A 15,048-nucleotide genomic window follows, 5' to 3' on the forward strand; every position below is an offset into this window, starting at 1 on the left:
TAGCTAATTGTTTTTCATGTTTTTCCGACCCGATCAGTTCCTGCATCCATGTTGGAGAATAAATGAATTCAACTGCAATTTTCTCATTTATTAATGGACTTGTCTTCATTTTTTGCCTGCAGCTTTCTCCCGGGTACGCTGAGGCTGCTGAGGAGTGCCGGCAGCCGATAGCCACCATTGTTTCCATTCAAGGCGGTGCACAGATTAAGCGAGACGGGCAGCCGGAATGGCATGCGGCGGATATGGATGCGCAATTTTGTCCCGGCGACATGCTGAGAATCGGCGCAGATGGACGAGCGGCCGTTGTCATGGCTAACGAATCGGTTCTCCGAATTAACCGGAACAGCACCATCATTTTTTATAACCCTGAACCAGGCAGCTTTTCAATTCTCGAACTTCTTCGAGGCGCCCTGCACATTTTCAGCCATCGTCCTCACTCTCTTAAAATCATCACACCTTATGTCAACGGGGTGGTTGAAGGTACGGAGTTCCTTGTGCTTGCAGATCCCGACAGCTCCTCGATTACCGTTTTCTCCGGAGTTGTGACAGCCATCAATCAGGAGGGGCAATTACAACTCACCAGCGGCCAGAGCGCCATTGCCCGAAAGGGCAAGGAGCCGACGTCCAGAGCCGTTGTCCGGCCTTTTGACGCAGTGGAGTGGACACTTTATTATCCAGCCGTTATCGAACCTTCTGCCGAATCCACACAGAGAAAAACCGTCTACCAGGCTTCTGCTAGCCTCTCAATCGGCCAGGTTGAAGATGCCCGAAAAATTCTTGATACGATTCTTCAGGAGGATCCGGGAAACAGTGAGGCTCTTGCACTCTTATCGATTATAGAAACAGTTCGCAATAACAGGGAAGCCGCCCTTGGCTTAGCATACCGGGCAATTGAGATCGCCCCGCATTCCGCTGCCGCCGGCCTGGCGCTTTCCTATGCCCACCAGGCCTCTTTCAATATTCCAGCTGCCCTTCAGGTGCTTGAGCAGGTCGTCCGGTACAATCCTGAAAATGGACTGGTCAAGGCCCGCCTGGCCGAACTTCTTCTCTCGGTCGGCCAATTTCAAAAAGGCAGGGAAACAGCGGCAGAGGCTGCTTCTCTTACTCCTTCTTCCGGTCTCGCTCAGACGGTTCTCGGCTTTGCCCATCTCAGCCGCACGGAAATCAAAGAGGCTCGAGCTGCGTTTTCCAAAGCCATAGAAATTAATCCTGCACTTCCCCTGGCCCGGCTTGGTCTGGGTCTTGCCGACATACGATCCGGTGAGCTTGAAGAGGGCCGAGCCGAGATAGAAATTGCAGCGGCTCTTGATCCAGGCAACTCCTTGATACGCAGCTATCTTGGAAAAGCATATTTTGAAGAGAAGCGTAACAGCAATTCCCAAAGGCAATTACAGATCGCCAGGGAGCTCGATCCGGCTGATCCGACGCCCTGGCTCTATGATGCGATTCGGAAACAGACCGTTAATCGTCCGGCCGAGGCATTATACGATATACAGCAATCTATCGCCCGTAATGATAACCGGGCCGTCTATCGTTCACGTCTGCTGCTCGATGACGACCTCGCCTCACGCAGTGCCGGACTGGGAAGGATTTTTACGGACCTGGGTTTTCCGCAACTGGCGCGGATCGAAGGATGGAAATCAGTCCACTCCGACCCTTCCAATTATTCTGCCCATAGATTTCTTGCCGACACCTACAGCACACTGCCGCGGCACGAAATCGCCAGAGTCAGCGAACTACTGCAGGCCCAGCTTCTCCAGCCCATCAATATCACTCCGGTACAGCCGCAGCTGGCGGAGAGTGAATTGTTCGTTGTGGAAGATACCGGCCCCTCGATGGCCTCCGCCAATGAATTCAATCCCCTTTTCTTAAGAGATAGAGTGGCCTTGCGCACCAGCGGCGTGATCGGCAGCAATGATATTTTTGGGGATGAAATAGTGGTATCCGGGATCGAAGGACGTTTTTCCTATAGCCTGGGGCAATTCCATTACCAGACGGATGGCGTGCGGAAAAATAATGACCAGGAACATGATATATATAATGCATTTTTCCAGGGTAAAATCTCACCAAAAACCAGCCTGATGTCTGAAATCCGCTACAAAGAGCTGGACTATGGTGACCTGGCATTCAAATTCGACCCCACCGACTTCAGCAGCACACATCGCCAATCGGATACCACCAAGAGTGTACGGCTCGGTATACGCCATGACCTGCAGCCCTACTCAACATTGCTGGGGACAGCAATTGCAAGCTCTGACGACAATAATTTTTCAACCGGTTCCGAGGGATATTTCTCTTCTCTCGACATTACCAATGAAGCTGACAACAAGATGGCCGAGATACAGCATATTTACCAGGGTTCAGGCTGGGATCTAAAAAGCGGGGCAGGCTATCTAGCGGCAGATGAAGAGGAAACTATCCATATTACTTTTCCCTTCGAGGGTATATTCGCGGAGGAATTGACCACGGAGCATGTCAATGCTTACAGCTATGCCCGCATCGATCTGCCCCGGAACATACAGGCGACCGTCGGTCTCAGCGGAGATGTGCTGGAGAGCCCGGTCAAAGACCGTAGCGAAATCAATCCGAAATTCGGACTGACCTGGCAGCCGGTGAAATCTACCCTGGTGCGGGCTGCTGCTTTCAGAAACGTCACCCGCAGGATGATCTACGCCCAGACCATAGAACCCACTTTCGTCGCCGGCTTCAACCAGTTATTCGACGATACAGAGGCTTCCACTGCCCAGACCTATGGCGCCGGCATCGACCACACCTTCGCACCCGGCTGGTATGGCGGTCTTCAGTTCTTCCACCGCGACCTGGAGGTGCCTTACCTGGATACCACCATTCTCCCCCCTGAGCAAAAAGAAGACGACTGGCAGGAAGATATCGGTTCAGCCTATCTGTACTGGGTTCCCGCCGACATGGTAAGCCTCGGTCTGGAATATTTCTACGAGGACTATTCGCATGACAATGATGAAGGAGTCAAGGGCATAAGGGATCTCAGGACGCATCGACTCACCCCTAAAATACGTTTCTTCCACCCCTCGGGAATAACCGCAGGTCTCCAGGCCAGCTATATAGACCAGGAGGGTCAATTCGGCACAAGGGATACCGGATTTGCTGCCGATGATGATCAATTCTGGGTAATCGATCTCTCTTTGGGATATCGCCTGCCCAGACGCCACGGCATGTTTACGGTGGAGATCAAAAACCTTTTCGATGAGCAGTTCAAATTTGTCAATACGGATCCGGCAAACCCGGAGTTTCTTGCTGAACTGCAGGTTATAGCTGGGTTAACATTTGCTTTCTAGCGCTCCCCGGCAATTTCCTGCACAGTGTGGCGGAAGAAAAAACGAAGTCGGCAAGGCAAAAGACAAGCAGAATAGGCTTGTGGAATTTGCCAGGACACTGGTGTGCTCAACACTACAAAACACTAAGGAGGGGAAAAAATGAAATTTCAAATTGAGATTCCTGATGACGGAAAAATTAAGGTTTGCGACACAAAGGGAAGAGAAATAAACCAGATGGAACCGACACAAGCTCAGGATGTAGATATAAACAATCTGCAGAATGTTCGCAGAGCGGGAACTTTGAATATGACGTTTCTCAAGACAAACTCCGGATATATCATTATTGGCGGCCGCATGTACTATATTCCGTAAAACAGGCAGTACGACCAAAGAATCATCGAGTATCTGCCTCTCGTTCATAAAAAACAACGGGAGGAAAGATACAGGTATTATTTGCCGACCCGGATAACCGCCTGCAGATCGGCGGAAGGGGGCGCAAGAAGATATCTTTCACAGAGCTGTTTATAGAACAAGGAGGGACCGTCTCCAGCCTGCAGAGTGAGGCAATAATTGAACAACACCAGTGCCTTTTCCCATTCACCGGCACGAAAAAGGCTCAATGCCTCGGGAAAGGCCTTCTGATGGAGACGGTTCCAGCCCACGGAATAATGCTTTGCCATGAGCAGTTCATAGATGTTGACCGGTCTGGTCTTGCCGCCGAGGAGAAATACTCCGATTTCACGATAACTTAGCCCGGCAACACCGTAAAGAGCTTCCTCCGATGCAAGTATCCGCGTACCAAGGTACTTATTGAGCCCTTCAATTCTCGAGGCGGTATTGACGATATCTCCAATCGGTGCATATTCGTAGTGATCCTCTGCGCCTATGTTATCCAGCAACAAATAGCCTGCATGAATCCCGATACGGGTTGGCAGTGATTTCCCCCGGTGTTTGCTGTTGAATCTCTCTACCGCCTTGGCAATCTGTAAAGAAGCTTGACAGGCCTTCTGGTTCCGGATTACTTCCTGATCGACGGAAGGCCAGAGTGCGAGCATGGAGTCGCCGATTACATTGCAGACCAAACCTTCCTGCTTCTTCACTTCCCTGAATAAATACTGATAATACTCCTTCATGTGTGAACTCAGCTCCTCCGGAGTCAGACACTCGGAAAGCCTGGTATAATGCTGAGCATCGGTGATAACACAAACGCCGTACACTTTCGTGTCACCTGTTTCAATGAAGGAGAGATCTCTGGAAAGTTCATCAACCACGTTACCCGGAAGATAGAAACCAAGGGCCTCATGAATATTGCGGCGCTCCCGACGGCTCGCCAGGTAATTGGTGAGCGTCGCCAGCAGAAAAGAGGTAAAGGGCAGAACGGTAAGCGGCATGATAAGCGGAATCCAGGTACCATTGAGAGCAAAGACTGTGAAGGCGCTGAAGAGATATACAGTAATGCTGGCCGCCAGCAGAATTGCCGCAAACAGGGGCGGCAACAGAAAACTGATCAGACAGAGGAATACTGCGAAACCGCTCAACAATCCAAATGACCTGCCATTCGAAAGAGGCTGTATTGCGCGGTTTTCAGCGATATTGCCATATACGGTCGCAGCCAGTTCAACGCCACTGAGATCAAGCCCGTCGGCCCTGGAGAAAACCGTGTAAAAACCATCTTTCTGGTTTGACCAATTCGATGCGGCGGCACCGACGAAAACAACTTTGCCCCTGATCTTCTCTTGCAGGGAACCTGCTGTATCTTCTTGCGAAGACAGGATATCGCCATAAGACAAGGTCTCGAGGGTTAAGGGAGGGCCATAGAAGTCAATAAAGGCACTGCTGTCTCCGCCATACATGTTGATCAGCGCCACCAGATCCTTGTCGGACCCGGTATAGCGCTTCGATCCGGCAGCGCCTTCAACCTCGGCCAGTAGGTCGTGACGAAGCCAGTCATTCCGGAGAAAAATTCCTCTTATTTCCCTCATAGTTTCGACCAGGCCCAAGGTGGCTATAGCCTCGATCGCTGAGTCGGGAAGGTCTTTGACAACGGTTGGAGCTTTACGGCGAAGCAGGGTAAAAAGCTGGTCATAACGGCTGAGAGTCGCCGCCTGAAAGACAGCTACAGGCAGCGTGGGTATGTCGCCGCACGACTCTTTGAACCTCCACGCCTGCCCTACCCGGACCGGAATCTTCGGCAAGGGAAACGGAGCAAGAGCGAGTGCGGCCCCGGCCAGGGGTTCAACCGGTGGAACCAGCAGCTCTATTTCCACACCGCCTGTTAATAAGGAATTTCCTCCGACAGCCAGAGGTGACGCATGTCGCAATTCCTCTACCAGGATGACATTGCCTGCCCGTCGAATCGCCTCGGCAAAAGCCGGATCATGGCTCCTGTCCTGATTGTCGGAGAAGTAAATATCGAAAACGATGACCGTAGCTCCATACTGGGTGAGCTTCTCCACCAAAACTGCATGCACCGAGCGGGGCCATTTGCTGAAATCGCCGGATACGCCGGCTGTGCCGCTGAAGCCGTTGTTAACATTGACGATCACTGCCTTGCCAGGATGAGGGCGCGGACCTCTCATCTTAAACAGCAAGCCCAGGCCATACTCCTCTTCAATATTCCGGCCATAGGGAGTGCTGAACAAATAAATGCCAGCGATTGCCAGCAGAAGACCCGTAATAAGTGCTCTTCCAAGCCGATGCATACACGATAAGTTGCTACCTTATTTGAATATTATAGGCTGCAATTTTATTCACCAGGCCCTGTCTCGACAGCCCCAGGGCTTTAGCCGCTTTACTTTGATTGCCGCCCAGTGATTCCAGCGCTTCACCGATCATCCTCTTTTCAGTGCGGCGGACCATTTCTTTCAGGGTACCGACCCCACCTCCTTCCCCATTGGTGATGGCGTAGGCGTTCTGCTGCTGCCGTAATTTTTCAGAAAGAAAATTACAGGAAATTTTTTTCCCGCTCCCTGCCATTGCCAGAGCACGCTCCATCTCGTTTTCAAGCTCCCGGACATTTCCCGGCCAATCGTATTGCATGAGCAGATCCAGGGCATGCGGAGTGAGCAGGGGGATCTGTCTGTAATTTTTTGCGGCATACTTTTCGAGAAAATGAGTGGCAAGGGCAAGGATGTCCTCCTTTCTCTGCCGCAATGGGGGTGGGGTAATCTGGAATATATTTATACGGTAGAAGAGATCTTCGCGGAATTGCCCCTTGCGCACCTCCTCGCTGAGATCCCTATTGGTAGAGACAATAATCCTGACATTAACCCTCACGCTGTGATTGCCGCCGACCGGGCGAAACGTTCCCTCCTGAAGAACCCTGAGCAGTTTAGCCTGCAGCAGAGGAGGCATTTCGCCAATTTCATCAAGAAAGACAGTACCACCGTCGGCAAATTCGAAAAGTCCTTTTTTGTTTGAGCTTGCCCCGGTAAATGCCCCACGGACATGGCCGAAAAGTTCACTCTCCAATAGATTTTCAGAGAGGGTGCTGCAGTTTTCGGCTACGAATGGCTTATTCTTCAAAGGACCGTTATAGTGAAGGACTTTGGCAACCAGCTCCTTACCGGTTCCGGTTTCCCCCTGAATAAGGACAGTGGTGGTAGTATCGATCACTTTTCCCATTAATTCAAACATTCGCTGCATCGCAGGACTTGAACCGATAATTTCCCCGAATCCGGCGTTGTTCCGAACCTGATCGAGAAGGAGTCGTTTTTCGCGTTCCAGCATATGCACATGATCTTTGAGTTCACCATATAACCTGGCGTTTTCAAGAGAGACGGCAATCGTCTCTGAAAGAATTTCAAGGATTTTTTTATCCCTTTTAGTGAAAGGGCAGCACTTCTTGTTAAGAGCATACAAGACCCCGAGAAAACCTTTACGGGTTCTAAGCGGAACACAGATCATTGATTCAGTGGTGAAGTTCTCTTCCCTGTTGAGACCATCATAGAATCGGTGATCATGCGAGACATCATTAATAACGGCAGCCTGATTATTGCTCATAGCCCATCCGGCCACACCAACATTATCCGGAAATCGCAGAAACCGATCACAGGACTCCCCCCTGCCCCTGCCCGGCTCGATGGTGTGGATGAAATAAAACTCCTTATTGGCCGGGTCATGCAGGGCTATAGAAGCGCCCTCTATATCAATAACCATTCTGATTTTCTGGAAAACGGCGATGAGCATATCATCCATATCACGTATGGTATGAAATGAAGTGATAACCTCGCAGAACAGCGAGAGTTCTTTTTCAGAAAGGGAGAATCCATCCATCTGAACCACCTCCGTGAACTGAAGGTTGTTAGGCGATAAGGCTTGGATTAACAGTCAAACAACAATTTAGGTATAAATAAAGTGTATACAAAAGAGGTGAAAATGTCCACAAAGTGGACAAATTTAAACTTTTAATGTCGCCTTACAACAGGGCAAGAACATAACGTATCATAATATTTTATGTATTAATTCATTTTCTTAAGTCGATTCCTAACCTCTCCATTATAATACTCGTAATTCCGGCATTCCTTTCGCATGTACATTTGTGAGTATCAGATGGACCGGGTCTTCATGAAAGTTGCCTCGGCCGATACAAAGGAGGGGGCTGCATTTTGCAGGGTTCTGTAGTGAAAATATCAGTTCAGGGGGGGTATTAAAATGTTTGGATTGACAGATGTAATCGTGAGTTTGTGGTTTCTTCCCATGGCCTTATTCATTATTCTTCCTCTGGTGATGCTTTGCGGCTGGCTGGTATTCAAAACAGTCGCGCCCCGGAAGCTCAAGCACACCGCCCCGATAATGAAACAAGAAAGCCAGGAAGAATCAATACCAGGTGTTTAACCCAGCTGAGTCTGGATGAGAACCTTTGGATTATTTTCTTGCAAAAAACAAGAAAAATATCTGTCAGGTACTAACATGTCCAATCAAAGACCTTCCTCGCACCTCCTTGAAGGTCATTAGAAAGGCGGCTCTTGCAGCAAGGTACGAGGAAGAGATTAAGGAGGAAATCACCCGTAATGACAGTGATCAAGCCATGCTATCGGGAATTACAGGGGATTAGAGCTCACTTTCGGCAGATTCAAAAAAACATCAACGTACGGGACGAAAAAAAATCTGCGGTTCTGCAGATTCTGCCGAGCAAGACAAAAAGCGAAGGCTCTCCAGCAGGCCAACGCCAGAACAAGGCAGATGGGCCAAAGCAGCCGGATCTGAAGGAAGCAGCTTCGTAGCCGGTATCAATCTCTATACAGCTCACGCAGTTGCTGGACGCCGGAATCAACCAGGTAGTCATCATAGGGCATCATTTTATCGAGCACGCCTCCCGGCAGGATTTCTATGATCCTGTTGGCCACAGTGGCCATAAGTGCATGGTCATGGGAGGAAAACAATATAATTTCAGGAAATTCCCGCATGCCATTATTGAGGGCGGTGATGGATTCCAGGTCCAGATGGTTGGTCGGTTCATCGAAAATCAACGCATTGGCATCGCTCAACATCATTTTTGCCAGCAGGCAACGTACCTTTTCCCCACCTGAGAGTACGCTGGTTTTTTTCAGCGCCTCCTCTCCCGAAAAAAGCATCTTTCCCAAGAACCCTCTGGCAAAGCTTTCTCCTTCAGTGGGAGGGGTGTATTCGCCCAGCCAATCGACCAGCGTGGCATTTGATTGAAAAAAGGAGCTGTTTTCCTTGGGAAAGTAGGAAGTCGTCATGGTGAGCCCCCACCGGAAGGTACCGCTGTCCGGCTCGAGTTCGCCGGCCAGGATCTGAAACAGGGTGGTAATGGCCATGCTGTTGGTGCCGACGAAGCCGATCTTTTCGCCCTTATTTACCTCCAGCGAGAAATTATCCAGCACCCTGGTGCCGTCGATATCTTTGCTGATGCCGTCAATTTCGAGGATAACATCACCGCAGGGGCGGCCTGCCTTAAAGTGGATAAACGGATATTTTCGTGATGAAACGGGCAAGTCGCCCATCTCGAGTTTATCGAGAAGCTTTTTTCGTGATGTTGCCTGTCTCGCCTTGGAGGCATTGGAGGAAAAACGGGCGATAAATTCCTTCAGATCCTTGGCCTTGGCATCCGCCTTGCGGCCCGCATCCTGACGCTGAATCTTGAGCAGTTCACTCGCCTGATACCAGAAATCATAATTGCCGACATAGATCCGGATCTGTCCATAATCTATATCCGCCATATGAGTACAGACCTGATTGAGGAAGTAGCGGTCATGCGAAACGATTATAACCGTATTACGGAAACGCTCCAGAAAGCCTTCGAGCCAGATAATCGACTTCCTGTCCAGGTTATTGGTAGGCTCATCGAGGAGCAGAATATCAGGATTGCCGAACAAGGCCTGGGCCAGCAATACCCGCACCTTTTCTCCGCCTTCGAGCTCTTTCATCTTCTTATCGCGCAGCTCTTCGCCAATACCAAGCCCACTGAGCAGCACGGCGGCCTCGGACTCGATCTCATAGCCGTTCATCTCGGCAAATTCGGCCTCGAGTTCACCGCTGCGAATACCGTCTTCTTCGCTGAATTCGGTCTTGGCGTAGAGTGCCTCACGCTCAGCCATGACTTCATGCAAACGTGAATGAGCCATGAGCACTGTTTCGGCCACCGTCATTTCATCGAAGGCAAACTGATCCTGATTGAGGACGGCGATACGCTGCCCGGCCCCGACAAAGACCTCACCGCTGTCCGCTTCGAGCTGACCCGCCAGGATTTTCAGAAAGGTCGACTTACCGGCCCCGTTGGCACCTATCAGTCCATAGCAGTTTCCGGGTGTGAATTTGATGTTAACATCTTTGAAAATGACGCGTTTGCCATAAGATAAAGCAATATTTGAAGCATGTATCATAAATATCCCAATAAAAAATGCCGATCCGGGTGGATATTCCCGGCGGCAGTGGAAAAGAGGAGCCGAATCGGCGTCTCCGGTTAATTTAAATTGGTGCTTGTCCCGCGAAGGTAGTAATCGTAATCACCTTCATAAATATGCATCGCACCATGATCTATTTCAAACACCCGATTGATCAGGGAACGCAGAAAATGACGGTCATGACATACCAGCAGGACTGTACCTTCGAAATTCCGCAAGGCTTCCAGCAGCACCTCCCTCGAGAGAATATCGAGGTGGTTGGTCGGCTCGTCGAGCACCAGAAAGTTAAGAGGCCGGGCCAGCAGCTTGGCAAGCACCACCCTGCTCTTCTCGCCGCCGGAGAGGTTGGCAATGCGTTTGTCGACATCATCCCCCTGGAAGAGAAAGGCGGCAAGGAGGTTGCGGATGGTTCCGATATTCTCAAGCGGCAGGACTTCGCGAACTGCATCGAATACTGTATGCTCGGGATTAAGAATGTCCATGGCATGCTGGCTGAAATATCCCAGGGCCACCCCTGTTCCCAAGACTGCTTCACCCTCCGTAGGTTCTGCCTGATCGGCTATGATTTTCAGCAGAGTCGATTTGCCGGCACCGTTAACGCCGACCAGGGCGATTTTTTCCAGCCGTCTGATCGTCCCCGAAAGCCCGCTGAATACGTGTTTGATTTCGCCGTCGACCGTCTGCCATTGTTTCCCGAGGTTGCGCAGATGCAGGACATCATCGCCGCTGCGAGGCGGTATGGGAAATTTGAACTTCATCATTTTCTGTTCGGGCGGCAGCTCGATTCGCTCGATTTTTTCCAGCTTCTTGATGCGGGACTGTACCTGGGCTGCATGTGAGACTCTGGCGGCGAATCTGGCGATAAATTCCTCTTCCTTGGCCAGCATCTCCTGCTGGCGGCGGTAGCTTGCCGACAGCTGTTCCCGGCGAATCTCGCGCTCCCGCAGGTAAAAATCGTAATCACCGTTATAGGTTGTGGCTTGACCATTGGCGATTTCAATGATCCGGGAAACCATTCGGTTCATAAAATCCCGGTCATGGCAGGTCATCAGCAGAGCCCCTTTGTAGTCGTTGCTCAGCCATTCTTCAAGCCAGAGAATAGATTCGATATCGAGATGATTAGTGGGCTCGTCGAGCAGCAGGACATCTGGATTTACCGTCAGGATCCGGGCCAGCGCGATCCGCATTTTCCAGCCGCCGCTGAAGGTTTCCACCGGCAAAGAGAATTCTTCTTCCGCAAAACCGAGGCCGCTGAGCACCGCCTTGGCCCTGGAGTCGAGATCGTAACCGCCGCGATGCTCAAAAATCTCGGTGATGGTGCCGTAACGCTCCAGCAGCTCGGCCAGGGCATCATCATCAAGAGGCAGGCTCATCTGCGCCTCCATCTCGCGCATATGCTGTCCGAGCTCGACAATCTCTCCTGCAGCGGACATAACTTCCTCAAGCACCGAACACCCCGTCATCTCAGCGACATCTTGAGAAAAATAACCGATAACGGTGTTTTTGGAACAGGCTATCTCTCCCTTGTCTGCTATTTCTTCGCCGGTAATCAGGCGGAAAACCGTGGTTTTGCCGGCGCCGTTCGGACCGACGAGCCCGATGCGTGTCCGTGGCAGGATCTGCAGGGACGCGTTCCTGAAGAGGATCTGGGCACCGTATTGTTTATAAATTCCATTCAAATGTATCATGATACCAGCAGCTTTATCACTCAAAAACAATATCTTCATTTGCTGCAAGCAACAATTATGAAGGCACTTTTCCTGTTCTTCCGTCAGGAAAAAATGGTGCCGAGGGTACCATAGGGAACTAGGGTATGCAAGGATATTCGTCAAACATTATCTTGCCGGATCTGTGTGAAAATAGCTGCTTTGGAAGGACAATGAAGGGCTGCAACGCTATAACCTCTGTGAAAGTCTGATCATTACTTCCGAGGACATAACCAGGAGAACAGCAACATTGAAAATGATCCTGATTACTTATTGCCAGTCGCGTTAATAAAAGGACAGCACGGCTTCTGCAAAATCATTTGGATTTTCCTGCGGCACATTGTGTCCTGCCGATGGCAGTATTCTACGCTCATATGTATTTGTAAAAAACTGCCCGTGGTTTGCAGAGGCTTCAACGGCTATGACGCCGTCGGCTTCGCCGTGGAGCACAATTGCGGGCACCGGGATTTGTGGCTGATGTGTTAATTGCCGCTCCGTCTTTTCCAGCGCCGGATCTCCGTCCGCCAATCCGAAACGGTGCCGGTAGGAATGAATGACCACTTCGACAAAATCGGGATTGTGGAATGAGTCAGCCGTTTGTTGATATACATTTTCACTGAAATGCCAGTGCGGAGACCAGAGCCGCCAGAGCAGTCGGCAGAATTCATAGCGGTTCCGCTCAAGTCCTGCACGTCCGCGTTCACCATGAAAATAATACTGGTACCAGTATCGATACTCATTTTCCGGGGGCTCGGGATGCACGGAATCCGGTATATTATGGATATTGTAACCGCAACACGATACCAGTCCCTTGACCCGCTCGGGTCGTAGAGCGGCGACTATACAGGCTGCCCGGCCGCCCCAGTCATAGCCTGCCAGTGTAGCCTGTCCGATCGACAGCACATCCATCAACGCAAGCAGGTCATGAGCAAGGGCCGCCTGCTGTCCTGAACGCGGTGTGTCTTTATTTACAAAGCGTGTTTGGCCGAAGCCACGCAGATACGGAGTGATGACACGGCAACCTTGGGAAACCAAAAGAGGCACCACCGCATCATATGCATGAATATCATAAGGAAAACCATGGAGAAGTAATACCGGCTTCCCTTTCGGATCGCCTTCTTCCCGATAAGCGATGTTCAGCACTCCCGCCTGTATATGCTTCATTATAATGCTCCATAATTAAGATATGGCGCGCCCTGTCGAAGCTACTGCTATCGGTGGAGCCGCCAAAGGCGGAATCGATTGATCACATTCCAGAGGAATCCTGCACAAACAATGAGTAAAGGAATTATGGAGGGACTCTGCTGATCTATGCCGATAAAACCCACGATTCCCCAGATAAGCCCAAGTGCGATCAGCCCCATCGATAAAATCGACTGCAGCTGTATTTTTCCTTCCGGCCTTGTTAGAGTTTTTTGCCTGAGAGGATAGCCGCATTGAGGGCAAGACAAAGCCAGATCCGAGACTTCCCTGTTGCATTCCCTGCATTTAATGAGTGCCATATATTTTTCTCTCCTTGAGCTGTCGGATTTTCATTTAACATTAGCAGCCCGAACCTCCATTATCTGTTTACTCTCCAGACACCAGGCTGAGCGTAATCACACCATTATACTCTAATCGCCCAAATGATCATAATCTGTAATTCCGAAATCCCGGAAATATCCAGCGCTACAGGCATCCACTCCCCTCCTTTATGGCAAGAGAATAAGACATGAAATCAAATCATTGACCTTTTCCAATTAGACGCTTACTGGCATGGTAATTGCTATTTAAAGCGTAAGAGTTATAATCAGGCACAAAGCGGATGGTCTCCTGTTCCGCTTTAGAGTAGGACAGGAGAACGGTAACGTACAAGCAACTCATCCATCAAGGAGGAAAACCATGAAAACGTTAACAACCGCCTTTGTCACAATTGTGGCAGCGCTGGTATTAGTAGGTCAACCCTATGCAGCCGACGATAAAATGACCTCCGATGCAACTCAGCAGGCAGGCGCAGTCCAGGCACTGTCTGTCGAGGATCTTAAGGACATGGAGGTCGTCTCGCAAAATGGAGAAGAGATTGGTACAATCAGAGACGTCAAGATCGATATACAGTCAGGTAGAATACAATATGTCACTGTTTCCCGGGGAGGTGGTTTTCTTGGTTTTGGAGGCCGAACCTTCGCCGCCCCACTCGCGGTATTTCAGATAGACGATCAACAGGCTATTCTCATGGTTGATGAGAGCAGGCTTGAGAACGCTCCCAGACAGGCAGATGTTTCGGATGAAAACTTCGAAAGCGAACTGCAAAGCCATTATGGTCTGGCTCCGGCGTGGCGCCAGGATACTCAAACCGAGACCGACTCCGACACCACACAATCGACAGAACCGGATCAAGGTGAGGCCGCTCCCTGAACCAATATGGATTCCCAGGACAATTATAGATCCTTGTAAATTCATAGAGAAGGGAAAAAAGGACGGATTATTATGATCCGTTCCATTGAAATCGGCGGTGTCTCTTTAAAAGGCACTGCCGTAATCTTTCATTTCTGCCCAAAAAGGGTGCTGTTGGCGCACCCTTTTTTTTTTTGGGGGGGGGTAGAGCGACGGATGATGATCTCCTATAAATCACCGAAGCCGCCAAGATGGACGAAGATCGATTCCCATAATCCTGATGCACTACCACCACTATTCAATAACCATAACGGCACAATTTTCTGCGCGGTGAAGTATTTTACTGGAAGTGGAGCCGAAGATGAATTCCTCATTGTGAGTAATCCCTCTCCTGCCGACCACCACCATGTTGCATTGCAACCGCACCTGTTCCTCCAGAATCGCATCGGCGATGGAGCGGCACCAGCGTACACAAAGCCTGGTTTGAAGACGGTGTTCATCAAAACCGGCATCAAGGAAAATTTCCCGGTAACCGGCGAGAGCCTTTTCCATGAATTGACGCCTCTCGTCAAGCCACTTGGCTCTTTCCTCTGCGGTGGCAAAATAATCCTCGGAAGGCTCCGGGATGATGGAAAGAATCGTGACAAAGAGTCTTTTATCCTCTCCAAAGAAATTCGCCAGATACGAAACAGCCCTTTTTGAATTCTCGGACTCATCCACCGCGGCCAGAATATGCCTTTCGGCCTTCCGAAAGTCCTTCTCCTCAGACGTCTGTTTGCTCATAAACTTCCTCCACCCTTCTCGGAA

At 50.3% G+C, this 15,048-nt stretch carries 11 protein-coding genes; 4 read left to right on the forward strand and 7 right to left on the reverse strand.

Going from position 1 to position 15,048, the window contains the following annotated elements:
- Positions 1 to 62: 62 nt before the first annotated feature.
- Together JWG88_RS10395 and JWG88_RS10400 are read left to right on the forward strand one after the other, a co-directional pair.
- Positions 63 to 3,314 (forward strand): TonB-dependent receptor domain-containing protein, encoded by a 3,252-nt coding sequence (locus tag JWG88_RS10395; RefSeq protein WP_205233659.1) that lies wholly within the window; start codon positions 63 to 65, stop codon positions 3,312 to 3,314.
- Positions 3,315 to 3,452: 138 nt separating this feature from the next.
- A complete protein-coding gene (locus JWG88_RS10400) occupies positions 3,453 to 3,665 on the forward strand; it encodes a hypothetical protein (protein ID WP_205233660.1) in 213 nt (70 codons plus the stop codon).
- Between the two features lie 77 nt (positions 3,666 to 3,742).
- Here JWG88_RS10400 and JWG88_RS10405 read toward each other — a convergent pair whose 3' ends face one another.
- Entirely contained in the window at positions 3,743 to 5,995 is a 2,253-nt protein-coding gene (locus JWG88_RS10405; protein WP_205233661.1) for a CHASE2 domain-containing protein, read from the reverse strand.
- A gap of 13 nt (positions 5,996 to 6,008) precedes the next feature.
- Entirely contained in the window at positions 6,009 to 7,568 is a 1,560-nt protein-coding gene (locus JWG88_RS10410; RefSeq protein ID WP_205233662.1) for a sigma-54-dependent Fis family transcriptional regulator, read from the reverse strand.
- A 378-nt stretch (positions 7,569 to 7,946) separates the two neighbouring features.
- Here JWG88_RS10410 and JWG88_RS10415 point away from each other — a divergent pair, with 378 nt between their 5' ends.
- Positions 7,947 to 8,129, forward strand: coding sequence for a hypothetical protein (locus JWG88_RS10415; protein WP_205233663.1), 183 nt, complete (start codon positions 7,947 to 7,949; stop codon positions 8,127 to 8,129).
- A gap of 395 nt (positions 8,130 to 8,524) precedes the next feature.
- Here the strand turns inward: JWG88_RS10415 and JWG88_RS10420 are convergent, their stop codons facing one another.
- The 4 genes from JWG88_RS10420 to JWG88_RS10435 form a co-directional block, all read right to left on the reverse strand.
- On the reverse strand, positions 8,525 to 10,141 hold the full coding sequence (locus tag JWG88_RS10420; protein ID WP_205233664.1) for an ABC-F family ATP-binding cassette domain-containing protein: 1,617 nt from the start codon (positions 10,139 to 10,141) through the stop codon (positions 8,525 to 8,527).
- Between the two features lie 80 nt (positions 10,142 to 10,221).
- The gene (locus JWG88_RS10425; RefSeq protein ID WP_205233665.1) at positions 10,222 to 11,850 is read right to left on the reverse strand and encodes an ABC-F family ATP-binding cassette domain-containing protein; all 1,629 of its coding nucleotides are present in this window, start codon (positions 11,848 to 11,850) and stop codon (positions 10,222 to 10,224) included.
- A 303-nt stretch (positions 11,851 to 12,153) separates the two neighbouring features.
- Positions 12,154 to 13,035, reverse strand: coding sequence for an alpha/beta fold hydrolase (locus JWG88_RS10430; protein WP_353740674.1), 882 nt, complete (start codon positions 13,033 to 13,035; stop codon positions 12,154 to 12,156).
- 44 nt (positions 13,036 to 13,079) lie between these two features.
- Positions 13,080 to 13,370 (reverse strand): zinc ribbon domain-containing protein, encoded by a 291-nt coding sequence (locus JWG88_RS10435; RefSeq protein ID WP_205233667.1) that lies wholly within the window; start codon positions 13,368 to 13,370, stop codon positions 13,080 to 13,082.
- A gap of 379 nt (positions 13,371 to 13,749) precedes the next feature.
- Between JWG88_RS10435 and JWG88_RS10440 the strand changes: the two genes are divergently transcribed.
- The gene (locus tag JWG88_RS10440; protein WP_205233668.1) at positions 13,750 to 14,262 is read left to right on the forward strand and encodes a PRC-barrel domain-containing protein; all 513 of its coding nucleotides are present in this window, start codon (positions 13,750 to 13,752) and stop codon (positions 14,260 to 14,262) included.
- Between the two features lie 273 nt (positions 14,263 to 14,535).
- Here JWG88_RS10440 and JWG88_RS10445 read toward each other — a convergent pair whose 3' ends face one another.
- On the reverse strand, positions 14,536 to 15,024 hold the full coding sequence (locus JWG88_RS10445; RefSeq protein ID WP_205233669.1) for a universal stress protein: 489 nt from the start codon (positions 15,022 to 15,024) through the stop codon (positions 14,536 to 14,538).
- Positions 15,025 to 15,048 lie beyond the last annotated feature (24 nt).

Origin of the sequence: Desulfopila inferna, from assembly GCF_016919005.1 — a bacterium.
Taxonomy (GTDB): domain Bacteria; phylum Desulfobacterota; class Desulfobulbia; order Desulfobulbales; family Desulfocapsaceae; genus Desulfopila_A; species Desulfopila_A inferna.

Excerpts from the sequence above, each read along its gene's own strand:
- JWG88_RS10395 (WP_205233659.1), top strand. The coding sequence starts at position 63 with ATGAATTCAACTGCAATTTTCTCATTTATTAATGGACTTGTCTTCATT.
- JWG88_RS10400 (WP_205233660.1), top strand. The coding sequence starts at position 3,453 with ATGAAATTTCAAATTGAGATTCCTGATGACGGAAAAATTAAGGTTTGC.
- JWG88_RS10405 (WP_205233661.1), bottom strand. The coding sequence starts at position 5,995 with ATGCATCGGCTTGGAAGAGCACTTATTACGGGTCTTCTGCTGGCAATC.
- JWG88_RS10410 (WP_205233662.1), bottom strand. The coding sequence starts at position 7,568 with ATGGATGGATTCTCCCTTTCTGAAAAAGAACTCTCGCTGTTCTGCGAG.
- JWG88_RS10415 (WP_205233663.1), top strand. The coding sequence starts at position 7,947 with ATGTTTGGATTGACAGATGTAATCGTGAGTTTGTGGTTTCTTCCCATG.
- JWG88_RS10420 (WP_205233664.1), bottom strand. The coding sequence starts at position 10,141 with ATGATACATGCTTCAAATATTGCTTTATCTTATGGCAAACGCGTCATT.
- JWG88_RS10425 (WP_205233665.1), bottom strand. The coding sequence starts at position 11,850 with ATGATACATTTGAATGGAATTTATAAACAATACGGTGCCCAGATCCTC.
- JWG88_RS10435 (WP_205233667.1), bottom strand. The coding sequence starts at position 13,370 with ATGGCACTCATTAAATGCAGGGAATGCAACAGGGAAGTCTCGGATCTG.
- JWG88_RS10440 (WP_205233668.1), top strand. The coding sequence starts at position 13,750 with ATGAAAACGTTAACAACCGCCTTTGTCACAATTGTGGCAGCGCTGGTA.
- JWG88_RS10445 (WP_205233669.1), bottom strand. The coding sequence starts at position 15,024 with ATGAGCAAACAGACGTCTGAGGAGAAGGACTTTCGGAAGGCCGAAAGG.